20 protein-coding genes and 1 other annotated feature are annotated in these 22,656 nt (G+C 46.4%); of the genes, 8 read left to right on the top strand and 12 right to left on the bottom strand.

The features are described 5' to 3' along the window. Positions 1 to 27 precede the first annotated feature (27 nt). Positions 28 to 180, top strand: coding sequence for a hypothetical protein (locus G9F48_RS19730; protein WP_015387688.1), 153 nt, complete (start codon positions 28 to 30; stop codon positions 178 to 180). A gap of 113 nt (positions 181 to 293) precedes the next feature. Here the strand turns inward: G9F48_RS19730 and gap are convergent, their stop codons facing one another. The 3 genes from gap to G9F48_RS08400 all read right to left on the bottom strand — a co-directional run bounded on the left by gap (position 294) and on the right by G9F48_RS08400 (position 4,028). After that, entirely contained in the window at positions 294 to 1,301 is a 1,008-nt protein-coding gene (gene gap, locus G9F48_RS08410) for a type I glyceraldehyde-3-phosphate dehydrogenase (RefSeq protein ID WP_007409954.1), read from the bottom strand. Positions 1,302 to 1,334: 33 nt separating this feature from the next. After that, entirely contained in the window at positions 1,335 to 2,369 is a 1,035-nt protein-coding gene (gene cggR, locus G9F48_RS08405; protein ID WP_165409342.1) for a gapA transcriptional regulator CggR, read from the bottom strand. Positions 2,370 to 2,633: 264 nt separating this feature from the next. Further along, a complete protein-coding gene (locus G9F48_RS08400; protein WP_003151605.1) occupies positions 2,634 to 4,028 on the bottom strand; it encodes a sugar porter family MFS transporter in 1,395 nt (464 codons plus the stop codon). A 256-nt stretch (positions 4,029 to 4,284) separates the two neighbouring features. Here G9F48_RS08400 and G9F48_RS08395 point away from each other — a divergent pair, with 256 nt between their 5' ends. Then, positions 4,285 to 5,373 (top strand): GntR family transcriptional regulator, encoded by a 1,089-nt coding sequence (locus G9F48_RS08395; RefSeq protein ID WP_142385909.1) that lies wholly within the window; start codon positions 4,285 to 4,287, stop codon positions 5,371 to 5,373. A gap of 35 nt (positions 5,374 to 5,408) precedes the next feature. On the opposite strand, the gene G9F48_RS08390 is transcribed toward G9F48_RS08395, so the two are convergent. After that, positions 5,409 to 6,416, bottom strand: coding sequence for an LLM class flavin-dependent oxidoreductase (locus G9F48_RS08390; RefSeq protein ID WP_014305852.1), 1,008 nt, complete (start codon positions 6,414 to 6,416; stop codon positions 5,409 to 5,411). 275 nt (positions 6,417 to 6,691) lie between these two features. Between G9F48_RS08390 and G9F48_RS08385 the strand changes: the two genes are divergently transcribed. Then, complete coding sequence (locus G9F48_RS08385; protein WP_003151600.1) at positions 6,692 to 7,099, top strand: hypothetical protein; 408 nt, start codon at positions 6,692 to 6,694, stop codon at positions 7,097 to 7,099. A 31-nt stretch (positions 7,100 to 7,130) separates the two neighbouring features. Here the strand turns inward: G9F48_RS08385 and G9F48_RS08380 are convergent, their stop codons facing one another. Further along, positions 7,131 to 8,009 (bottom strand): LysR family transcriptional regulator, encoded by an 879-nt coding sequence (locus tag G9F48_RS08380; RefSeq protein ID WP_003151597.1) that lies wholly within the window; start codon positions 8,007 to 8,009, stop codon positions 7,131 to 7,133. Positions 8,010 to 8,106: 97 nt separating this feature from the next. Between G9F48_RS08380 and G9F48_RS08375 the strand changes: the two genes are divergently transcribed. Next, positions 8,107 to 9,024: a DMT family transporter gene (locus G9F48_RS08375; RefSeq protein ID WP_003151595.1), complete on the top strand. Its 918-nt coding sequence runs from the start codon at positions 8,107 to 8,109 to the stop codon at positions 9,022 to 9,024. A 34-nt stretch (positions 9,025 to 9,058) separates the two neighbouring features. Here G9F48_RS08375 and G9F48_RS08370 read toward each other — a convergent pair whose 3' ends face one another. Beyond that, the gene (locus G9F48_RS08370; RefSeq protein WP_165409341.1) at positions 9,059 to 10,399 is read right to left on the bottom strand and encodes an amino acid permease; all 1,341 of its coding nucleotides are present in this window, start codon (positions 10,397 to 10,399) and stop codon (positions 9,059 to 9,061) included. 61 nt (positions 10,400 to 10,460) lie between these two features. Beyond that, positions 10,461 to 10,700, bottom strand: a binding site (T-box leader). Between the two features lie 631 nt (positions 10,701 to 11,331). Here G9F48_RS08370 and G9F48_RS08365 point away from each other — a divergent pair. Next, complete coding sequence (locus G9F48_RS08365; RefSeq protein ID WP_146275529.1) at positions 11,332 to 12,639, top strand: N-acetylglucosamine-6-phosphate deacetylase; 1,308 nt, start codon at positions 11,332 to 11,334, stop codon at positions 12,637 to 12,639. Between the two features lie 29 nt (positions 12,640 to 12,668). Here G9F48_RS08365 and G9F48_RS08360 read toward each other — a convergent pair whose 3' ends face one another. The 3 genes from G9F48_RS08360 to G9F48_RS08350 form a co-directional block, all read right to left on the bottom strand. Next, the gene (locus G9F48_RS08360; protein ID WP_165409340.1) at positions 12,669 to 13,643 is read right to left on the bottom strand and encodes a LacI family DNA-binding transcriptional regulator; all 975 of its coding nucleotides are present in this window, start codon (positions 13,641 to 13,643) and stop codon (positions 12,669 to 12,671) included. 68 nt (positions 13,644 to 13,711) lie between these two features. Then, entirely contained in the window at positions 13,712 to 14,380 is a 669-nt protein-coding gene (locus G9F48_RS08355; protein ID WP_156735813.1) for a YczE/YyaS/YitT family protein, read from the bottom strand. Beyond that, a complete protein-coding gene (locus G9F48_RS08350; RefSeq protein WP_165409339.1) occupies positions 14,377 to 15,264 on the bottom strand; it encodes a Cof-type HAD-IIB family hydrolase in 888 nt (295 codons plus the stop codon). The genes G9F48_RS08355 and G9F48_RS08350 overlap by 4 nt, the downstream gene beginning before the upstream one ends. Positions 15,265 to 15,752: 488 nt before the next feature. On the opposite strand from G9F48_RS08350, the gene G9F48_RS08345 reads away from it, so the two are divergent. The 3 genes from G9F48_RS08345 (at position 15,753) to G9F48_RS08335 (ending at position 19,682) form a co-directional block, all read left to right on the top strand. Continuing rightward, entirely contained in the window at positions 15,753 to 16,610 is an 858-nt protein-coding gene (locus G9F48_RS08345; RefSeq protein WP_165409338.1) for a MurR/RpiR family transcriptional regulator, read from the top strand. Between the two features lie 172 nt (positions 16,611 to 16,782). Next, a complete protein-coding gene (gene gntK, locus G9F48_RS08340) occupies positions 16,783 to 18,327 on the top strand; it encodes a gluconokinase (protein ID WP_165409337.1) in 1,545 nt (514 codons plus the stop codon). Positions 18,328 to 18,353: 26 nt separating this feature from the next. Continuing rightward, positions 18,354 to 19,682 (top strand): GntP family permease, encoded by a 1,329-nt coding sequence (locus tag G9F48_RS08335; RefSeq protein ID WP_065180493.1) that lies wholly within the window; start codon positions 18,354 to 18,356, stop codon positions 19,680 to 19,682. Positions 19,683 to 19,717: 35 nt separating this feature from the next. On the opposite strand, the gene G9F48_RS08330 is transcribed toward G9F48_RS08335, so the two are convergent. Genes G9F48_RS08330 through G9F48_RS08320 form a run of 3 tightly spaced genes read right to left on the bottom strand, consistent with a single transcriptional unit; the run spans position 19,718 to position 22,614 of the window. Beyond that, complete coding sequence (locus G9F48_RS08330; RefSeq protein ID WP_024085823.1) at positions 19,718 to 20,440, bottom strand: LutC/YkgG family protein; 723 nt, start codon at positions 20,438 to 20,440, stop codon at positions 19,718 to 19,720. Then, positions 20,440 to 21,870, bottom strand: a complete 1,431-nt coding sequence (locus tag G9F48_RS08325; protein ID WP_165409336.1) for a LutB/LldF family L-lactate oxidation iron-sulfur protein — start codon at positions 21,868 to 21,870, stop codon at positions 20,440 to 20,442. The genes G9F48_RS08330 and G9F48_RS08325 overlap by 1 nt, the downstream gene beginning before the upstream one ends. A gap of 27 nt (positions 21,871 to 21,897) precedes the next feature. Beyond that, positions 21,898 to 22,614: a (Fe-S)-binding protein gene (locus tag G9F48_RS08320; RefSeq protein ID WP_007613889.1), complete on the bottom strand. Its 717-nt coding sequence runs from the start codon at positions 22,612 to 22,614 to the stop codon at positions 21,898 to 21,900. Positions 22,615 to 22,656 lie beyond the last annotated feature (42 nt).

Genomic DNA, 22,656 nt, shown 5'->3' with positions numbered 1-22,656 from the left:
GTTTGCATAGCACGAAAAACGTGAAACGTGAAACCGCCTCATGATGCTTCCGCCGCGGGGCAGATTGCAGCTTCCGGGCACGGGGCAGATCGTCTTCTGAGCCAGGGCAGGCGGCCGAAAACGAAAGTGCCGCGGAAACTTCAAAACGCGGACGTTCTGCAGCAATCCGGCGCTTTCTGAAAGCCGGTTCTCATGGAAAAAGGGAAAGGGAGTCCGTCCCCTTCCCTTGTCCGCTTTCATTATAGCGTTTCTGTCCGAAAGAACCAAGTCCGGCCCTTTCCGGGAGCTATGAATTAAAGACCTTGTTTTGCGATGTAAGCTGCAAGGTCAACAACGCGGTTAGAGTAGCCGCTTTCGTTATCGTACCAAGAGATTACTTTTACCATGCTGCCTTCCATAACCATTGTAGAAAGAGCATCGATTGTAGAAGAGTTAGCATTGCCGTTGTAGTCTCCGGATACTAATGGCTCTTCGCTGTAGCCGAGGATTCCTTTAAGATCGCCTTCAGCCGCTTCTTTAAGAGCTGCGTTTACGTCTTCAGCCGTTACGTCTTTGTTAAGTTCAGCAACTAGGTCAACAAGAGAAACGTTTGGAGTCGGCACACGCATAGCTCCGCCGTTCAGTTTGCCTTTCAGTTCAGGAAGAACAAGGGAAACTGCTTTAGCAGCACCAGTTGATGTAGGAATGATGTTTTCAGCTGCTGCACGCGCACGACGGTAGTCTTTGTGCGGAAGATCAAGAATTTGCTGATCATTTGTGTAAGAGTGAACAGTTGTCATCATACCGCGTTTGATGCCGAATTTGTCGTTAAGTACTTTTGCAAACGGCGCAAGGCAGTTTGTTGTGCAAGATGCGTTAGAGATAACATCGTGGTTAGCCGCATCGTATTTGTCTTCGTTAACACCCATAACGATTGTGATATCTTCTTCGTTAGCAGGTGCAGAGATGATAACTTTTTTCGCGCCTGCTTCTAAGTGTTTCGCAGCGTCTGCGCGTTTTGTGAAGAAACCAGTAGATTCAACTACGATTTCAACGCCTTGTTTGCCCCAGCTGAGTTTCGCAGGATCGCGCTCAGCAGAAACTTCGATTGTTTTGCCGTTAACAACAAGGTTGCTGCCGTCAACTTTAACTTCTGCATCTAATTTTCCGTGTACGGAATCATATTGTAAAAGATGAGCAAGCATGTTAGCGTCTGTTAAATCGTTAACTGCTACTACCTCAACTTCAGGATTGTTTAATGCTGCGCGGAATACGTTACGTCCAATACGACCAAAACCGTTAATACCGACTTTTACTGCCATGATTATTTCCTCCTTTAAATAAGTGAGAGATATTTATATTGAGGGAATGTTATCCCTTAATAACTTCTTTGCGGCTCCTTCGTCCGTGACGAGAACCGTGTTTCGCTGCTTTTTAAAATAAGCTTCGATTGCTTCCGCTTTTGATGATCCGCCCGCTACCGCGATAATGTCGGGAATGGCATCGAGGTCATCGAGCTGCATTCCGACTGAATGCACCTTGTGAACGACTTCTCCGTCCGCATTAAAGTAGTAGCCGAATGCCTCTGTCACCGCATGATTGTCATCTATTTTCTTCAAATCTTCCAAAGGCGTGTTTCTTCGCTCCGCCATTGTTCTAGCTTCGCCGATTCCGTGAACGAGCATACTCGCTGATTTAATCGTGTGAAGCACCTCTTTTACGGAAGGTTCTTCAATAATAGATGAGTAGGCGCCTTGTGACAGCTGGCCGGGAACGAACAAAAGCCGGTAAGTGCCTGAAGCCTTTTCCGCCATATGCGCGCATATGGTGTTCGCCTGGTTTTTCACATCTTCGCCTAAACCGCCTCTTGCGGGCACAAACAGGAGCTCGCGGTTTTTTGAATCCGGCGTCATCATATCGGCGACGGCTTCAATTGTCGTACCGCCGGTTACAGCGACGATATTTTTGCCTGAAAATCTCTTTTTCATACATGCAACGGCCGCTCTCCCTAATTCTTTTTTGACCCAAGGAGATTGGTCGCTGTCTCCGGAAACGATAATGGCGTCTTTCAGATTGAGCCGCTCTTTTAATGTCTTTTCCAAAAGCGTCAATCCTAAAACATCCTTCATCGTATCTTCCAGAATCGAAAGCAGTGAATAGCCCTCTTCCGTCATTGTCATGCCGTTTGTTTTAATATCGATGAGATTCTGTTCTTTCAAGAACTGAACCTCGCTTCTGAGAACGCGCTCGGTCAATCCGAGACTGGCTGCAAGACTTCTGCGGCCGATCGGTTCTGTAAGCCTGATATACTGCAAGATTTCAAATCTTTTCTGCATCACAAGCAAAAGATCAGGCAATAATTTTTTTTGAGCTTGTATTAACTGGTTCATGACTCAAACGTTCCTTCCTATTCATACTGGACAGAAAATGTCCCGCTATGACAAAAAACGTCCCATCATAGCCAAAAAAAATTATGTCTGCTTTCTTTAATTATTTTAACAGGATGACATTGTTAATTCAACTGTTAAAGGTCAATTCCTCGACATTCTTCGCAGGATTTACCAGTATCTCCTTGATACAGTCATTATATACAGAAACGGAATGAAGGTGACAGACAAAAGCCCGCCGGAGCGGACTTTTGTCGTAAAACGCTTTCATTTTATCCAGAGTTTTTCTATTTCTTCTAATGATTTATTTTTCGTCTCAGGGCAGATCGTCACGACAAACAAGAAACAGAGAATATTAATGACGGCGAATATCCAGAAGGTGTACGCGAGCCCTAACCCGCTGATCATCATCGGCACGAACTGGCCGATCGCCCAGTTGGCCCCCCATAAGAATATCGTCGCAATACCGGCGGCGCGTGCGCGGAGGTGGTTCGGAAAGATTTCCGAAATCATGATCCACGTAATCGGCCCGACTGATACGCAGAAAGCTGCGACGAATCCCAATATGATGACGACTAAAGCCGGACCGCTCGCCAGCTGAAAATAAAAGGATGCCCCGATTAAGATCATGAACAGCGCCATAAAGGCAGATCCGACCCCCATCAGCTTTTTCCGGCCTACCTTATCGACTAAAAGAACCGCGATAATGGTGAAAATCACTTCAACGACACCGACGATGCATGTCGTGATAAACCCCGCATTCTGTCCGAAGCCCATCATTTTGAAAATTTCCGGCCCGTAATACGTAATTGCGTTCATGCCGATGACCTGATTGAATAAAGCCAGCAGAATCCCGATCACAAGCGCTTTTCTCAGCCCCGGTTTAAACAGCTGAGACAATGAACCCATTTTTTCTAATTGTAAAGACGTTTCGATTTGTTTGATTTCTTCTTTCGCGGTCTGTTCGCCGTTAATGCGCGTCAGCACGGCGAGGGCTTCATTCCGGCGCCCCGCTTTCGCAAGCCAGCGCGGACTTTCCGGCACGATAAGCAGCACGATAAAAAAGATGACGGACGGAATCATGCCGTAAGCGAGCATCCACCGCCAGCCGGTGTGCACCCCCCATTCATACGAGCCGGACTGCTGGACGGCGAGGTTAATAAAATAAGTGCCGGAGATCCCTAATATCGTAAACAGCTGATACAGTGAAGACAGACTGCCGCGTATGGCCGGCGGAGCCGCTTCGGTAATATACGTGACAGAAAGCGAGGAGCCCATGCCGATTCCGAGACCGCCGATGACTCTGGCGATCACTAAGGAAGACACACTTTGAGAAAGCGCAGAGACAACCGCTGACACCGCAAACAACAGCGCCGCTGCCATCAAAATCTTTCTCCGTCCGAACCGGTCACTTAAAAATCCGGAAATTCCGACGCCGAAAACACCGCCGATCATAATGCTTGAAATCACGAGCCCTTCCATAAAAGGACTTAAGCGGTACAAATCTTTCAGGAAACCGATGGCGCCGGAAATCACCGCCGTGTCATAACCGTACAAAAGCCCTCCCAGTCCGGCCGCGCATGAGATGAGAATGACAAACCACTTCGAATGCTGCCGAGTGACAGGTACATTTGAGCCAATTGGTGCCGGGTGATTCTTCATGAATTTTACCCTCCCGCGAAAAATAGAATAAAAACGCTTACAAAACAGAGTGCGGCGCTTGATGTTGCTTTGTTTTCTTCAGAATCGCCACATTTGTACGTACTTATAAAGAATTTTATCTAAAAATAAGGAAAATTAGTACGTACAAATAAAGAATAAGCAGTTTTTCATAATCTGTCAATTATTTTTACAGCTTGATGAAAGGGCTTACTATGTTATACTGGAATTTGTCCGTATACATTTTGGAGGAATTGATATGCTACCGAAATATGCTCAAGTAAAAGAAGAAATTTGTTCATGGCTGAATCAAGGAAAAATACAGCCGGACGAAAAGCTGCCTACGGAAAATGAGCTGATGCAGCAGTTCGGGGTCAGCCGCCATACCATCAGAAAGGCGATCGGAGATTTGGTCTCGCAGGGGCTGCTGTACAGCGTTCAGGGCGGAGGCACCTTTGTCGCTTCACGCACGGCGAAATCAGCCATGCATTCAAACAAAACGATCGGTGTCATTACAACGTACATATCAGACTATATTTTCCCGAGCATCATCAGGGGAATTGAATCTTATTTAAGCGAACAGGGCTATTCCATGCTGCTGACGAGCACCAACAACAATACAGAAAGTGAGCGGCGCGGCCTTGAAAACCTGCTGTCCAAAAATATAGACGGGCTGATTGTCGAGCCTACGAAAAGCGCGCTGCAGACGCCCAACATCGGCTACTATCTCAACCTGGAGAAAAACGGCATTCCGTTTGCCATGATTAACGCCTCTTATGCGGAGCTGGCCGCACCGAGCTTTTCCGTCAATGATGTCAAAGGCGGCATGATGGCTTGCGAATACGTCATGTCCCTCGGCCACACGCACATTATGGGTATCTTTAAAGCGGATGACACGCAGGGCGTCAAACGGATGAACGGCTATCTCCAGGCGCACCGGGAGCGCGGGATTTTCCCGTCTCCGGACATGATCGTGACTTATACGACTGAGGAAAAAGAAACCGTGCTTCTTCAAAAAATTAAGCATACCCTTGAGCAAAACAGCGGATCATACCCGACGGCCATTCTTTGTTATAATGATGAAATTGCGCTGAAGACGATTAATCTTCTCAGAGAATTCGGCTTAAAGGTGCCTGATGACGTGTCAGTCATGGGCTATGATGATTCACATTTCGCCCAGATTTCCGAGGTGAAGCTCACCTCTGTCAAGCATCCGAAATCCATTATGGGGAAAGCGGCGGCAAAATACGTCATCGACTGCTTAGAGCATAAAAAACCGAAGAAGGATGACGTCGTGTATGAACCGGAACTCGTCATCCGGAATTCCGTCAGGCGGATCGGCGAATAAAAAAAGCAATGTGCGCGGCACATTGCTTTTTTTGCTCAGCTGTTTTTTAATTCGGCGATGATCTCAAATGATCTCATTCTGTCGGCATGCTCAAAGCTTTCTGAATTGACCATGATTTCATCCGCCTGTGTTGTCCGGATGAAGCTTTCCAGCTTTTCCTTCACACGCTCCGGTCCGCCGACGATCGTTGAACTGAGCTGTTCATTGACCATCGCTTTTTCATACGGCGACCAGATTTGATCCATGTCTTCAACAGGAGGCTTCAGCTGGTTCGGCGTGCCGCGGACGAGGTCTAAAAATCTTTGATAATGCGATGTCGCCAGATGCTCCGCCTTTTCATCCGTATCGGCGGCAATGACGGTGACGCCGACCATCGCGTACGGTTGATCCAGTACGTCTGACGGACGGAAGGAGCTTCGGTACAGCTCAAGGGCGGGCACGGTGTTTTTCGGTGAGAAGTGAGCCGCAAAGGCGAACGGAAGCCCGAGCTCTCCCGCAAGACGCGCGCTGAAGCCGCTCGATCCCAAAAGCCAAATCGGCACGTCCAGCCCTTCGCCCGGAATGGCGCGGACTTGATTGCGCACATTGCCTGACGGTTTGAAGTAATTTCTCAATTCTTCAAGCTGCTCCGGGAAATCCTCCCCGCTGTTTATGTTTCTTCTTAAGGCCCTCGCCGTTAATTGGTCGGTACCCGGCGCACGCCCGAGTCCGAGGTCAATCCGCCCCGGATATAACGTTTCAAGGGTTCCGAATTGCTCCGCGATTATAAGTGACGAATGATTCGGCAGCATAATGCCCCCTGAACCGACGCGGATTTTTTTCGTGCCGCCGGCGATGTGGCCGATCAGCACCGCCGTTGCCGAGCTGGCGACTCCTTCTATATTATGATGCTCCGCAAGCCAATAGCGGTTATAGCCCCACTCCTCGGCGCGGCGCGCTAAATCCATGCTGTTGCGGAACGATTCAGCAACCGTTCCCCCCTGTACGACCGGCGATAAATTCAATACGGAAAACGCAGTATCTTTCAATGTATGTTCAGCCATCGTTTTCTCCTTTATGGTTTAGTGTAAGCAGATCTTAAACAAGGTCTCTACCACACACCTTACCACAGCTTTTCCCGTGAGTTAAACAATTTGATTCGATGATCTTCGAACAATCAGTCAGCGGTCGTCACTAGTGAACTCTGTATGAATGAATCTATTACATTCAGATATGAAGAGCCTAGAATGATATAAAAATGAAAAGATATCATTGAAAGAACAGAACCAATAATGTTAACATATGTCATATATTGAATAGGAAGGAAGTCATAGTCTATATGCGTAAAAAAATCTTAATGGCACTCACAACAGCTTTACTGGCAGCAATCTTCTTTACCGGAAACACCGATAAGGCATATGCCGCAGACTTTTATTCCGGCACTCAGCAGCATTTAAATGTAAGCGGATTTACCGATGCGTCCTACTACACGAAAAAAGCGAAAAGTGTCGATTTTACTCTCAGTACAGCGTATCCGTCAGATCGAACTTTTAAAGGAAACCTATACTTACAGCGAAAGTCCGGAAAGAAATGGACGACTTGCAAAAAAACAACCTTTTCTTTCTCAGTAAGGGTGACTAAGTCATTCTCTTTAAAAGGATGCAAGACAGGTTATTATCGTGTCAAAGCTACGTTCAGCGGTTCAAAACTTGTCAATACGACAAACTCTTTTAAAATTAACCGATAAGATTCAGGGCCCTAAGATCATTAGGGTCTTTTTATTCATTCTTTGTGAGCTCCTGCGCGATTTGAATAAAAAGTTTTGCCGCCAATGAAGCCTCTTTTACGGACGGAACGGCAAGCAGAACATCACGGTACACCGCCTGATTGAGTTCCCTTGTCACGACATTTTCCGGCAGCGATATTCCGGACATAGACATTTGTGATAATATCGCAATTCCCAGCCCCTCTTTGATCATGCTGATGGACGTATTGACGTTGTAAACAGTGAATGCGGCAGTCAGCACAGATCCTGCCTCCTTAAACATATCAATAAACGGTGATTCGTATCCTCCGTCACAGATGATCATCGGCTGGCGGTCAAGATCTTTCAGAGTAATTGACTCACAGCTGCAAAGCGGATGATCATTTCTAAGCACGACGGCCATTTTATCTTTTTTCAGCGGCAGATATTCCATGTCTTCCGTAGGAAAAAGAGTGATCCCCACATCTATTACCCGGGAGCGGAGCCATTCCTTTACTTCGTTAACCGTTCCTTCATGAAGTACCAACTCAAGTTTCGGATACCGTTTTTTAAACACGCTGATCAGTTTTGGAATGAAATAAGCGGAAGCGGCCGGAAATGTGCCGATGTGAATCGTTCCCTGTTCAAGCCCTCTTTCCGCGGCCGCCAGCTGCTCGGCTTTTTCTATGCCTTTGAGCACCTCTCTGATATGAACGAGAATTTTTCCGCCCGTGTCCGTGAGCCTTACGCCGTTGCGGCGCTCGCGGATGATCAGCTTGATGCCGAGCTCTGACTCAAGCGCCGAGATGGCATGGCTGACGGCGGGCTGCGTCATATTCAGCGCCTGCCCCGCTTTTGTAAAGCTTCCCGTTTCAGCGATTTGAACAAAAACCCGCAGTTGTGTAATCGTCATAACGTTTTACTTATGCTCCTTATAAAAAAGATTCATTTTATTTATCTTACTGATTACCGTATCATATGATGGAAATGTTCTACAAGGAGTGAACGACGTGAAACAGCTTTCGAAAATACAGACGGCTCTTATGCTGGCGTTTCTAGTCACGGTATGGGGAATTAACTGGCCGCTGACAAAAGCCGCGCTCGCCTATTCGCCGCCTCTTCTGTTTGCCGGAATCCGCACGCTGATCGGCGGACTTCTATTATTAATGGTGGCGCTGCCCCGTTTTAAAAAGCTGCGTTTTAAAGAAACGTGGCCGATCTATCTTATTTCTGCCATTTTAAATATTACTTTATTTTACGGCCTGCAAACGGTCGGCTTGAATTACCTGCCTGCCGGCTTATTTTCAGCCATCGTGTTTTTCCAGCCGGTGTTAATGGGCGTTTTTTCTTGGCTGTGGCTCGGGGAATCGATGTATCCTTTAAAAATAGCCGGTCTTATTCTTGGCTTTGCCGGTGTCGCCGTCATCAGCGCAGCCGGTTTCGGAGGCCATATTTCCATCGCCGGCATTCTTTTGGCTCTAGGCTCCGCGGTCAGCTGGGCGCTCGGCACGGTATATGTGAAAAGAACGGGCGGACGCGCGGACTCTATCTGGATGGTCGCTCTTCAGCTTCTGATCGGCGGCGTGCTGCTTGTCAGCTCCGGCCATTTTTCAGAAAGCTTTTCAGCGATTCAATGGAAAGCTCCGTTCATTCTCAGCCTTCTGTTCATTTCGGTATTTGTCATCGCGCTCGGCTGGCTCGCCTTTTTTACGCTTGTCGGTTCAGGGGAAGCAAGCAAGGTTGCCTCTTACACCTTCCTGATCCCGCTCATATCCATTGTCGTCAGCTCGATATTTCTGCATGAGCCGCTGACCGTCAGCCTTTTAGCCGGACTGCTTCTGATCGTCACAAGCATTTGTTTTGTGAATATAACACCGAAGAAACTGAAAACACCTGCTCTGGCCGCAGAAAAAAAGGCCGTTCATTAAAAAAACTCTTGCCGCGCGGCAAGAGTTTTTTTATTTATTGACGTCTCCCTTTTACGAGATACGCAGCCGTAATGAGGAGATAGATGACCGCAGTGATGCATGTGATGACGATGGATGTCGTCGCAATTACGCCGATCAGGATGGCCAAAAGCGCAAGCACCGCGAACCATGTCGTGTACGGGAACCATTTGACGTAATAAGCCGGCTGTTCTGTTGAATGTTTTCTTGATTTCAAATGGGCGAATCCGATAATCAGCCAGATGAACAGCACGGTATAGCCGAGGGAACCCATCAAATAATTAAACGTCCGGCTTCCCGCAAATAATGAAATCAGGACGCCTACATATAAAAATGACGTACAAGTCAGAATCGCATAGACAGGAACCTTTTTCTTCGATAGTTTTGAAAAGATTTTCGGCACCCGGCCGTCAGAAGCCTGCGTAAATAAGACGCGGGATGATCCGTACAGTCCCGAGTTCATAGACGAGATAATCGCAAGAAGAATGACGGCATTCATAATATGGTCGGCACCCGGAATTCCGATCATCTTAAATACTATGACAAACGGGCTTTCGGGAACGCTGTTGACTTGATTCCAAGGAATCAGGCTGACGATGATGAAAAACGGCAGCAAGTAAAAAGCGACAATCCGCGTTAACGTGCTTCGGACAGCTTTCGGAATCACCTTTTCGGGGTTTTTTGTCTCCGCCAGCGTGACGCCGATGATTTCCGTTCCGCCGTATGAGTAGATCACGACGAGCATCGCCGTAATGACGCCCCCCGCTCCATGCGGGAAAAACCCTCCGTGATCCGTTAAATGAGACAGCCCCGGCGCCGTGTGATTGCCGAATGAGAAAAATAATAGCAGAATTCCGCATAATATAAAGATGACAATCACCGTAATTTTAATGAGCGCGAGCCAGTACTCCGTCTCGGCAAACAGTTTCACAGAAAGCATGTTTACGACCGTCACCACGATGGAAATGATCAAAGCCAGTATCCATATCGGACATTCCGGCAGCCAATATTGAATGAAAATGGCGGCTACGACCGCCTCCGCGGCAATATTAAGCACCCACATTTTCCAATAGATCCAGTCTAAAAAGTATGCAGCGTACGATCCTAGAGACTGCTGAACCAAATCACGGAACGTCCTTGCATGTTTGTTTCTGACGGCCATTTCGGCCAGCCCCTGCATAATAAACAGCAGAATGATTCCGCCGAGGAGGTAGGCCAGTAACACGGACGGCCCCGCTTCATCAATCGCCGTGCTGCTGCCTTTAAAGAGCCCGGCCCCGATTGCGCCTCCAAGCGCCATCATCATAATGTGTCTGGACGACATCGTCCGTTTTAACGTTTGCTTGTCCTTTTCCATTTATCACACGCCCTCTCGCAAAAAGTGTTCATCACATAAAAAAGCACGCCGCCTCTTTAGGAAAAGAGACGGCGTGCCTCAGGCAGCCGCGGTACCACTCTTGTTGATCCCGAATATCCGGAATCCAGCTTAAAAACCTTTTAACGAAGGTCAGCCGTTAGGACATAGGGAATATTCCGACAATTCCGTTCCGCCCTGCCACTTCCGGGCGAGTTCAAAGAACAATCAGTCCGCGTTTCACCAACCCGCAGCTCTCTTTTTCTGACTGGATTCTTTTACTGCTCCCGTTCACAGTGTTTTATGTTAAATGAATCTCTTGAGTTTTTATTTTCTGAATATAGTAACATAATATACAGTCTTCTATTTTCAAAGTCAATACTAATTTTTGCCGCTGGTTTTCTTATCACCTATATAAGACATTTTGACTGAACATGTTTATCTTCATATGAGGATTGAGACGGCTCCTAATATGGCGTAATCGGCATATATGGACTGAGCGGCAAAAAGTTGGCAGAAATATGAAAGGTTACTCTTATTCCGGTACCTCAGCTTAGTAACTGTACACATTTCTTTCTAATCGTTCAACTCCAATGACCCCACAAGGTTCTATACCCGGAAGTCATATTCCATTTATTAAAGCTATTGACATGAAACCAATTCCACAAATTAAACTCGTGGAGAACACTAGTTGGCGTAACACGAAACAGTATAGATGCTTTAGTGGCGTTACAGCTAGTGTTTTTGAGTTTTTAAAAGAAATTTACAGGATATAAATGACAATAATGAGAAAATCGGGTGTAGAAAGTTGAATAAAACACCTACTTTTTTACAAAAAATGATAATAAAAGGTTGATATGGTACGGGTTTCATACTTTAAGATGATGATGTGTCTTCACTGAATACTAAATAAACATTTCCAGGAGGCGTTTCCTATGCAGTCCAGCACATCATTTAACAGCCCGGCTTACCTTGAAACAAACGGAGTAATGAAAATCGCTGATATAACCTATAGTAATAATGAATGGCTGAACTTTGACATTGGAGGAGAAGGGATTTTTAAGAAATCAGGTTCTTATTTAGTTCCATCTCTTCCAGTAGAATTTCATTGTCATGGAATCGGTGACTATGATTTTAGCAATTTAGACCAATTAGATATTGAAAAGATCAATACACTAGCTGAAATAGAAGGGATTTTCTGTGTACCCTCTATCTTTCTTCCTCATAATCAATTAGATCAATTTGCATCCTTTATGAAAGAGTTCCATACACAAAAGAGAAAGGGACGTTACCGTAATATTTTAGGTATTTCACTAGAAGGACCATTATTGGCCAGCTTTGCAGGCACACCGGAAAAAGGGAATTGGGCACCCTTAAAAGAAGAATGGGAAAAGATCGCTTCATGTGGAGAATATGGTCTTATTTATACTGTACTGTCTCCAGATGCTATGACTGAAAACTCCTATCTAAAGAAATATATCACCGAAAAACATCCAAGTTTAGAATGGATTGTAGATACACTTGTGGAGGCTGGAGTAAAACCGGCGCTGGGTCACTTCCAAAAAGCATACCCGGAGGAAACCTCTGAACTTATAATGAAAGTTATAGATACAGCGCAAAAACGCAGCAATTACACTGGATCAGATGCCGTTTTAACAGATCATTTGTTTAATGATATGCCAAACAATTTTAAACACACCTGGAGAACACCCCAAGAAAGAGTACATAGATTAGAGGGGTTAAAAGATGCTCGGTTAGATAAATGGAACATAGATAATATCAACACACTTGTCGGAGAAGTTCCCGGTACTTTGATGAGAGCCGCGAAAGAAGGTTTATTAACCATTTGTATGAACTTTGATAGTGAACATGTAGACTTAGAAGTTGCACGGCGGGTTGTAGAACTTGTTGGCTCTGAGGGTATTATAGCAATGACAGATCGCATTGACACAGATTCCATGTGCGGCCAATCACTGGAGAAAATTGAAGGGAATAATCTGTGGTATCAAGGAAAAGGGTATGTAGCGGCAGGGTCTTACACAATTGATCGGCTTATGCATAATATTCGTGCTATAGGTTTTAATGAGAAAGTTGTATGGAATATGACATCATTTGTGCCATTAAAAGCTTGTCATTTCCTAAATGAACTTGAAAACCTATCCATGAAGCCCTTCAGTTTTATAGATGAAACGAAAAAAAGAGCTCATTTCAAAGCGCCTGCCCCAGAGCTGATTCTGCGCTAAGCAAAAAAGACCACCATAAAGTGGTCTTTTTAAGTTGACTTTCTTTTAATAAGTTTTAGTTCCAACTTATTTATATTGGGGACATCTTTGTTATTCATTAAGTTATATAATAAATTTGCTGCTGTTTGTCCCAACTCTTTAATAGGTTGATGTATCGTTGAAAGTTCTATTACCTTAGATATCGGCTGATTATCAAATCCTATAACCGCCAGTTCTTCAGGTATTCGTATTCCCTGTCTTTTCGCTTCATAAATGATCCCCGCCGCAACATAATCACTTCCTACAACCATTGCCGCAGGACGAGGTGACTTATTTAGTAATAATTTTGCTATTTCTATACCATTCTCAATAGTGTACTGTTCCTCAAAGTACCAATTATCACTCCATTTCAAACCGTATTCATTTTGAAAGTGAAAAAATGATTTTTTTCTGCTTATGCCAACACCGCTCTTAGGATTTCCTATACACAGACCAATGGATTGATGTCCTTGATTTCGCAGATGATCTATTGCCATTTTGATTCCTGACTCATGATTAATAAATATATGTGCAACCTGTTTGCTCGCAGAAGCTTCACAGGAAACAATATTACCAAACCCAGATATCTCGTCGAGTACGTGATGGGGGCTTACACAGGATCCCAAAATAAGACCGTCAATAAGTTTGTATTTCAATCTGTTAAAAAACTCCATTTCTTGTTCAGGATCGTTATTTGATTGGTGCACAAGTAAACTGTAATTATGTTTATTACACTCTTCGCCTATTCCGGCAATCAGTTTACTGAAAAACGGATGGTTGATTTTAGGAACAATGACTCCGAAAACATTTGTCTTCCCCCTGGATAGGTTAATCGCGTTGAAATTCGGTACATAATTTAATTCCTTCATAGCTTTTAACACAGCGTCCCGCTTCTCAGGTTTTACATAAGGATGATTATTGAGAACTCTAGAAACTGTTGTCCGAGAAACGTTCGCTTTCTTTGCTATCTCTGTAATGTTTGTCATTACTGCTACTCCTTTTTAGACAGCGTTATCAGCATTTCACACTGAACAACACAAGGGGAAAAAAGCATTTAATTCATTGTTTTATCATGGCCTGCATGAATATGTGCGCCTTCCTGTCCCACACTATAGATAGAACGGGGCTTCCCCATCTTGTGTAATAGTTTGTCAAATAAACCTACTAATATCCCCAGACACAGCAGCACAATGATGGTTCCTATCCCAATCGGCCCCTGAAGAATGATTGCAAGCACAAAAGCTAAAGCTTCCCCTATCGTCTTTGTAATATTAATACCCCAACCTGTACGTTCAGTAATAGCCAGCATTAATTCATCATTCGGTATCGAAGGAAAAGATGCTCTTAAATAAATAGCGATTCCCATAGCCAATATACACAACCCTATCAAAAATAAACTCCATTGAAGAATTACAGCATCTGTTTTTAAGAACGAAAGAACCTTTAAGTTTAAAAGGTCAACAAAACTTCCAATAATAACAATCGGAATAAAACCGGCTAGATTAGGAAACCGCATTTTTATGAGGCTGTTTATAAAGATAAGAATTCCTCCGACAATGAAAACCCATGACCCGATTGTAAGGCCAATGAGTTCTGATAAAGCCACGTTCAGAGCATCCCAGGGGGCAATCCCGGTATTAGATTTAATCATACATACAACCCCTACGGATAAAATAAACAATCCGACAATATAGATTAAACATCTTTTCACAAAATGGATCATGGCTGTATACTCCGCGGTTTAGGGTCTTCTTCTTTCGTCAGAATGTAGTGATCAAAAGCATAAGATACACCACACTCATCATTCGTTAACGTTTTAAAAGCAGCCAATTGAATAAGCTTCTTATCTGCATTTCCCATGGCTATCCCTATTCCTGCTGCACGAAACATAGGCAGATCATTTAGATTATCACCTATTGCAATTGCATTCCGCGCATCCGTTCCATAATGTTCACAAAGTTTATTTAATGACGCTCCTTTATCTACTCCTGAACTTGTGATCTCGAGATTGAATGCTCCTGAACTCGTTACGGCACACTCCTTCAGTTGTCCAAAATATTCTTTTGCTTTTTTTAATTTTCTTTGGTTTGGCGTAACGATCATACATTTTATGACATACCGATAATCGATAGGGTCAATTGTACCCGGTATTTCCTCTAACCCGTATTGATGTATCTGAGCTTTAATAGAATTCCAAAATACTTCTTGATTAAAATGAGGTTCTTCCATTACTGTATTGTAAAGTTCTTTTTCAAGCTGCTGAATTCCTTGATTTGATACGACAATTTTGTCAGATAAGTAAAGCTGATAATAGATTTCCTCTTTATTTAACCATGTGATGATAGGTTGGATTACATCTGAATCCATAAAATGTTCGAATATGACCTGATTTCCCACATCAATTTGAGCGCCGTTTGAAGCAATGATCGGAAAATCCAAATCATATTTATTGATGATGTGTTTTGCATCAAATAAAGCTCTCCCTGTAGCGATTGTTACAAGATGACCTTGTTTTTGTCCGAGCTTTAAAGCTCTTACATCTTGTTCTTGGATAGTTAAGTTCTCTGATAACAGCGTGCCATCTAAGTCAATTGCAATTACTTTCATGTGAATTTCCTCCTCAGAGTTTAAAAATCATTGAAAGTATAATGTATGGTACGCGTTTCAGAGCAATTAGATTATTATATTAATTTGAAGTTTTTCTCCAGAAGCTGATCAGCCTGTGCTTCTCAAGTGTTCTCCTGCTTAGTGATCGTTCTCTTTTGATCAATCCAGTTAATAAAGAACTGACTGCTAATGACGGAACACTAATTTGAAGAAATTCATCTGGAATTTCAAGCGCCGGCAACTCACTAGAAACTGGACTGTAGCAGGACAGCTTACACTTATGGCCGGCGACTTGGGCACCGGCACTTTTCAGAGAACGATCACTTTTTGTAAAAATCGGATGTATGAAGTGTCATTGAGGCGATGTCCCCGATATACTTTTCTCTTTTCTTTCATTTGCGGTAAAGAAAACAAAACCTGATTCCCTTATGACAGAACTTGCTTTATCATAAAAGTATGCGTTTACATTCGAGTAGGGAGGTTATAGCATGACCCCTGTGAATTCAAGCAGCATCGGGAAGATTCAGGCGGCCAGCAAAGGTTTGTCGCCAAAATTGAGAGCGATTGCAGACCATATCGTGAAGGAACCGAAAGACGTGATTCACCTTTCCATCATTCAGCTGGCGGAAAAAACGAAAAGCTCTGAAGCGACGATTTTCAGGCTGTGCAAACGGCTCGGTTTTTCCGGCTATCAGGATTTAAAAATCGCGCTTGCTCAGGAGATCGTTCAGGAGCCGGTGCAGCACATTCATGAAGAAATGAGCCCCGACGACGATATCGAAGTCATCATCCGGAAAGTTTTCCGCACAAACATTTCCGGTCTGACTGATACCTTTCATTTATTAGATCCGGCCGACGTTGAAAAAGCGGCAGAAATGATCCACCGCGCAGACAGAATCGAATTTTACGGAAACGGCGGTTCCGGGCTGATCGCCACAGACGCGTATCATAAATTTATGCGTACGGGTATAAATTGCATCGCGCACACGGATTCTCACTTTCAGGCGATGTCAGCGGGTCTTCTCGGTCCCGATAGCGCAGTCATCGGCATTTCTCATTCGGGAAGCAACAAGGACGTGCTCGACGCGGTGAAAACGGCCAAATCGCTCGGCGCCGGCACGATCGGCATTACAAGCTACCAAAAGTCGCCGCTCACCCAGATTTCCGACGTTGTGCTGTATACGTCAACAAGGGAGACGGCTTTCAGAACGGAAGCGATGTCCGCAAGGCTTGCCCAGCTGTCGGTCATTGATACATTGTATTTCGCCACGGCCCGGCTGCGGCAGGAGAAAACGCTCGCCAACTTGCAGCAAATCAGAAAAATGATCGCGCACAAACGTTTGTAATATTTATTTTTCAAAAGAGAAAATGCCGATACAGCGGGAATTGAGGCAATTTTATGAAAAAATTTTTCTTCTTCATCGTTGATTTATAAAAAAATTATTCCTATAATTGACTTTGTAAGGGCATACATTATCAATCTATCTTATTATTCAATCAGATTAGGCGGGATATATTATGAAGGAAACCCAAGCTGTTATCGGTCTGGATATCGGCACGACCAGTACGAAAGCCGTTCTGTTCGGACCAAGAGGCAAAGTGTTAGCCAAGCATTCGGTTCACTATGATTTAATACAGCCAAAGCCGGCATGGGCCGAGCAGGATCCTGAGCACATTTTGGAAGCGGTTATCGGAAGCATCAGGGGCGCCATCACAAAGGCCGGACTGAGCCCAGACAATCTGCTTGCAATCGGCATCAGCACCGCCATGCACTCATTGATAGCTGTCGATCAAAACGGCGGCCTGCTGACCAAAAGCATCATTTGGGCGGACAACCGCAGCGCCGAGCAATCAAAACGGATTTTAAAAGAGATGAACGGTTTTGATATTTATAAAAGAACGGGTACGCCGATTCACCCGATGTCTCCGCTTTCCAAAATTGTGTGGATGAAAGAACAGGATCAGGAGACATTCGCGAAAACCGCCAAATTCATCAGTATTAAAGAATATATTCTGCACGAGTTTTTCGGAACTTATGTCGTCGATTATTCGATCGCTTCGGCAACGGGACTGTTCCGATTAGATACGCTTTCCTGGGATGAAGAAGCGCTCCGGATTGCCGGAATCCGGGAAGATCAGCTGTCGGACATCGTGCCGACCACTCATCAGCTGCGCGGCCTTGCGCCGGAAATCGCTGCACGGATGGGCATTCATGCGGATACACCGTTTATTATCGGCGCAAATGACGGCGTGCTCGCCAACCTGGGAGTCGGCGCGATCGGCAAAGGCGAAGTGGCCGTTACGATCGGAACAAGCGGAGCCGTGCGTTCGGTGACGGATGCGCCGATTACGGATGAAAAAGCGCGGACATTCTGTTACGCGCTGACTGACAAGCATTGGGTCATCGGAGGCCCGACGAATAACGGAGGCATTATGCTGCGCTGGCTTCGAGACGAATTCGCTTCTCCGGAAGTTGAAACGGCGAAGCGGCTCGGCATTGATCCGTACGATTTAATGATTGATATTGCTGATAAAGTGCCCGCAGGCTCTGAGGGATTGCTGTTTCTGCCGTTTTTATCAGGGGAGCGCGCGCCGTTTTGGAACCCGAATGCCCGCGGAACGTTTTTCGGCATCAGCCTCCGCCATAAACGGGAGCATTTTATCAGAGCGGTGCTGGAAGGCGTCATCATGAGCGTCTTTTCAATCGGTGTCGCACTGAGAGATTTGGCGGGCCCCGCAAAAGACGTGCGGGCTTCGGGAGGATTTGCGAGATCGCCGCTGTGGAGGCAGATTTTGTCCGATACGATGGGACGGGAAGTCCTCGTTCCGGAAAGTTACGAAGCCTCGGCGCTCGGAGCGGCCGTTCTCGCTTTGCACAGTCTTGGCGAAATGGAACGGATCGAGGATGTTCAGGACTGGATCAGAATTTCGCACCGCCATGAACCGAACATCAAAAACAGCGAAACATATATTGAGCTGTTTTACTTATACGAGCGGCTGTATGACAAGCTCAAAGATGAATTTGACGTCATCAGTGAATTTCAGCTCAAACAAAGCCGTTAATTCTTCTTTGAAAGGGTGAAAAGGTCATGTTACTGTTTATTGTCATTGCCGCTATTATCGTTTTACTCTTATTGATTACGGTCGCTAAGTTAAATCCGTTTATCAGTCTTTTGATTACATCCATCCTTGTCGGTTTCGCAACGGGCATGAATCTGCCGGACATTATCACTTCAATGAAAACCGGGCTCGGCAATACGCTGTCTCTGCTTGCGATCGTGCTGGCCCTCGGTACGATGCTCGGAAAAATGATGGCTGAATCAGGCGGTGCGGAGCGGATCGCCCATACCCTGATCGGCCGCTTCGGCAAAAAGAAAGTGCATTGGGCGATGATGGCCGTCGCTTTTATTGTCGGCATCCCGGTCTTTTTCCAGGTCGGCTTCGTCCTGCTCGTGCCGCTTTTGTTTACGATTGCGATTGAAACCGGGGTTTCATTAGTGACGATCGGGATTCCGCTCCTTGCGGGACTTTCCGTCGTGCACGGATTGGTTCCGCCCCACCCGGCGGCGATGGCGGCTGTCGGCATTTATCACGCCAATGTCGGAAAAACGATTTTGTTTTCTTTAATCGTCGGCATTCCGACTGCCATCATCGCGGGGCCGCTTTACGGAAAATGGATTGGTAAGCGCATTCATAAACCCGTTCCCGAACTGTTGAAAAAACAATTTATTGAACGGAATGAAAAACGCAAGCTTCCGGGATTCGCAAATACATTGTTTACGATATTGGTACCGGTGATCCTGATGCTTATGGCAACGCTTGCCGAAATTGCGCTTCCGGAAAAAAGCGCGCTCTATGAAACTTTTAAATTTATCGGCGACCCTGTCACGGCGCTTTTGATCGCCACGGTTTACTCCTTTTTCAGCCTTGGGTTTTATCAGGGCTTTGACAGAGAAAGCATTTTAAAATTCAGCAATGACTGTCTCGGACCGATCGCTTCCATTCTGCTTGTGATCGGAGCCGGCGGCGCTTTTAACAACGTCCTGATTGATTCAGGCGTCGGCACGTATATCGCTGACATGGCGAAACACTCAAGCTTCTCTCCCGTTCTTTTAAGCTGGACGATCGCGGCGGTCATCCGTGTCGCCACAGGTTCAGCGACTGTCGCCATGATGACGGCGGCCGGCATTGTTGCTCCGATTGCATCTGTCATGCCGGGCGTCAGCAGCGAGCTTCTCGTTTTGGCAACGGGAGCGGGCTCTTTGATTCTGTCACATGTCAATGACTCCGGTTTCTGGCTCATCAAAGAGTATTTCGGAATGACGGTAAAAGAAACGTTCCTGACATGGACGGCGATGGAAACGATTATTTCTGTCAGTGCGATCTGTTTTATCATGATCATTAACGCGTTTATATAAAAACAAACCCCGGCCGTAAACCGGGGTTTGTTTTTTTATCGGTCATTCACGAGGATATAAGCGGCTTTAACGGGTCCGTGGACGCCGACAACCAAATCCATTTCGATATCGGCCGAGTTGCTCGGTCCGGTAATATAGTTGATACAGGAAGGAACGGTGACGCCGTCTCTGATCTGCTGTTTCAGTATATCACTGGCCTGTGTCATTCTCGGCACAATGGAAGATTTCGGGATGATTGCGATATAGGTGGTCGGAAGCAGGCTGACGGAACGGCCGGCATGCTCTGACGCATACAAAACGACGGTGGCTGATTCCGCAAGCGTGATCTCGCTGAATGTGATGCCCACATTCGCTTGTTCCGCTTTTTCAATATTTTTCGCTCCTTGTTCCGCATCCCATTCCCAAACGGGAATCCCTTCGTCCGGCCACTCTTCTGTCATAAGGGTCTGCAAGCCGTACATTTCAAACCGGCTGTCCTTCGGAATGATGACAGGCCCTCCTTCAAAGCGGTTCACCTGCGTGCGCAAAGCGTCGTAAAGCCCGGCTGCATCCGTTTCGATCAGTTCGGTATGAATGTTGACGCAGTGGTCTTTCAGCATTGTGACAAGATCGTCTTCCGTACAGTCCGCATGCGTTTGATATTGAGGCTGATACTTCCATTCAGGCAGGGACACGCCTGATTTCCTGCGCTCTCTGCCCAGACTTCCGGCGATCCGGTTTAGAAAGGATTCCTGATGTGTAACCGTCCCTTTCATCATCATTCTTCCCCCTTTTGTTTTTCCCGGTCTTTAAACCAATCTCTGAATCTCGATTTATGCGGCGCCGGGAAGTCCCGTATTGCCGTCCATTCTTTTAACGGCCCCGGCCCTTTTGATATTTTGTCATCATCCGTAAACGGCGTCATGGCGGCAGGCGCCCATTTCGATCCCAGTTTATAAAGGGACGGGGATGACGAGCCGAGCCCGAAGGCTTTCATCGCCAGTTTTTCGCTGATCGGCGCTTTGCCCTCTTTTTCCACAATGTTCTGCCGATGCTTGAGCAGCAGCTCGTGCAGCGGAATTTTAACGGGACACGCTTCCGTACAGGCCGCGCATAAGGAAGATGCGTACGGGAGCTCCTTGTATTCGTCATATCCGCCGAGAAGAGGCGATAAGACGGCGCCGATCGGACCCGAATAGATGGACCCGTACGAGTGTCCGCCGACATGCCGGTACACGGGACAGACGTTGATACAGGCGGCGCAGCGGATACATTGCAGCACCGATTGGAATTCCGTGCCGAGTATGCGGGAACGCCCGTTATCCACAACCACGAGATGAAATTCCTCAGGCCCGTCAGCCTCTCCTTGCTGCCGGGGGCCCGTCAGCGCCGTAATGTAACTTGTAAGCCGCTGGCCGACCGCGCTTCTCGTCAGCATGCTGACAAGCACTTCAAACTCAGAAAATGACGGAACGATCCGCTCCATTCCCATCACGGTGATCTGCGTCTTCGGCAGCGCGGACACAAGGCGGCCGTTTCCTTCGTTTGTCACGAGACTGACCGATCCGGTATCCGCGATTGCAAAGTTGCAGCCCGTGATGCCGACATCCGCTTCGAGAAATTTTTTCCGGAGGACGCTGCGCGCGTGCATGACGAGCTCTTCCGGTTTTTCCGTCTGTTTGTATTCGAGTCTCTCTTTAAACACGTCACGGATCTGCTCTTTGTTTTTGTGAAGAGCGGGAGCAACGATATGTGACGGCGGATCGTGATCGTCAATCTGGAGAATGTATTCGCCGAGATCCGTTTCTGTGACTTCACAGCCCTCTTCCTCAAGCACTTCGTTCATATTGATTTCTTCTGTCACCATGGATTTGGATTTTACGATTTTTTTGGCGTTTTTCTGCCGGATGACATCGCGGATATAGGAGGACGCTTCTTCCGCCGTTTCGGCGAAAAAGACATGCCCGCCTCTGTTGGCGACGTTTTCGGCGAGCTGTTCCAAATAGAAATCAAGATTGTCCAGCACATGCTGTCTGATTTCTTCCGCATGGGAACGCCAATCCTCCCAGTTTCCCAATTCCTCGGCCGCCTGAAGCCTTCTTGTCCTGAGCCGTTCCTGCGCTCCGGAGACGGCTCCTCTCATAAACTCATTATCTATTCCTTTTGATACCCGCTCTTTAAAAGCGGCGGTACCGATTTTCATCGCCATGATTTTACCCCCTTGTTGTTTCTCGTCTTATCTGCTGTTCAGCACTTCTGCGATGTGCATGACTCTGACGTTTTTATCCTTACGGTCAAGACGCCCGCCGATATTCATCAGACATCCGCAATCCGCCCCGATCAGCACCTCGGCCTCCGTGTCTTCCACGCAGGCGACCTTCTCATCCACCATTTGTTCAGAGATTTGCGCCATTTTCACAGAAAATGTTCCTCCGAATCCGCAGCATTGGTGCTTTCCGGGAAGCGCGGTCAGCTCGAGCCCCTTGACATGGCGCAAAAGCTTCATCGGCTCCTCCGACACGCCGAGCAGCCTCGTCATGTGGCATGATGTATGGACTGTCGCTTTTTTATGCAGCACCGCCCCGACATCCTCCACCCCGAGAACGTTGACGATAAAATCTGTTAACTCATATGTTTTGTCCGCAAGCTGCTGCGCTTTTGCGGCCCACTTCGGATCGTCCTGAAACAGATGCGGATATTCACGGAACATCGTGGTACAGGAACCTGACGGGCTGACGACGTACTCCGCTTCTTCAAACGCGGCAATCATCCGCTTCATCGCTTTTTTCGCATCCGTCACATACCCGCTGTTGTATGCGGGCTGCCCGCAGCAAATCTGCCCCTCGGGAAAATCCACCTCGCACCCGAGCCGTTCCAGCACCTCAACCGTCGCCTTTCCGACATTGGTCTGAAACATATCCACAAGGCACGTGACAAATAATGAGACTTTCATGATGAACCCCTCTTTCATCCTCAGTATGTGATCTGGTCATCT

It is taken from the genome of Bacillus sp. EKM420B, assembly GCF_011065565.1.
Lineage (GTDB): Bacteria > Bacillota > Bacilli > Bacillales > Bacillaceae > Bacillus > Bacillus velezensis.
The sequence above is the reverse complement of the archived record's forward strand: the minus strand, read 5'-3'. Positions and strand labels throughout refer to the sequence as shown.

Coding starts and splice junctions, on each gene's coding strand:
- gap (WP_007409954.1), bottom strand. CDS start 1,301: ATGGCAGTAAAAGTCGGTATTAACGGTTTTGGTCGTATTGGACGTAAC.
- cggR (WP_165409342.1), bottom strand. CDS start 2,369: ATGAACCAGTTAATACAAGCTCAAAAAAAATTATTGCCTGATCTTTTG.
- G9F48_RS08400 (WP_003151605.1), bottom strand. CDS start 4,028: ATGAAGAATCACCCGGCACCAATTGGCTCAAATGTACCTGTCACTCGG.
- G9F48_RS08395 (WP_142385909.1), top strand. CDS start 4,285: ATGCTACCGAAATATGCTCAAGTAAAAGAAGAAATTTGTTCATGGCTG.
- G9F48_RS08390 (WP_014305852.1), bottom strand. CDS start 6,416: ATGGCTGAACATACATTGAAAGATACTGCGTTTTCCGTATTGAATTTA.
- G9F48_RS08385 (WP_003151600.1), top strand. CDS start 6,692: ATGCGTAAAAAAATCTTAATGGCACTCACAACAGCTTTACTGGCAGCA.
- G9F48_RS08380 (WP_003151597.1), bottom strand. CDS start 8,009: ATGACGATTACACAACTGCGGGTTTTTGTTCAAATCGCTGAAACGGGA.
- G9F48_RS08370 (WP_165409341.1), bottom strand. CDS start 10,399: ATGGAAAAGGACAAGCAAACGTTAAAACGGACGATGTCGTCCAGACAC.
- G9F48_RS08365 (WP_146275529.1), top strand. CDS start 11,332: ATGCAGTCCAGCACATCATTTAACAGCCCGGCTTACCTTGAAACAAAC.
- G9F48_RS08360 (WP_165409340.1), bottom strand. CDS start 13,643: ATGACAAACATTACAGAGATAGCAAAGAAAGCGAACGTTTCTCGGACA.
- G9F48_RS08355 (WP_156735813.1), bottom strand. CDS start 14,380: ATGATCCATTTTGTGAAAAGATGTTTAATCTATATTGTCGGATTGTTT.
- G9F48_RS08350 (WP_165409339.1), bottom strand. CDS start 15,264: ATGAAAGTAATTGCAATTGACTTAGATGGCACGCTGTTATCAGAGAAC.
- G9F48_RS08345 (WP_165409338.1), top strand. CDS start 15,753: ATGACCCCTGTGAATTCAAGCAGCATCGGGAAGATTCAGGCGGCCAGC.
- gntK (WP_165409337.1), top strand. CDS start 16,783: ATGAAGGAAACCCAAGCTGTTATCGGTCTGGATATCGGCACGACCAGT.
- G9F48_RS08335 (WP_065180493.1), top strand. CDS start 18,354: ATGTTACTGTTTATTGTCATTGCCGCTATTATCGTTTTACTCTTATTG.
- G9F48_RS08330 (WP_024085823.1), bottom strand. CDS start 20,440: ATGATGAAAGGGACGGTTACACATCAGGAATCCTTTCTAAACCGGATC.
- G9F48_RS08325 (WP_165409336.1), bottom strand. CDS start 21,870: ATGGCGATGAAAATCGGTACCGCCGCTTTTAAAGAGCGGGTATCAAAA.
- G9F48_RS08320 (WP_007613889.1), bottom strand. CDS start 22,614: ATGAAAGTCTCATTATTTGTCACGTGCCTTGTGGATATGTTTCAGACC.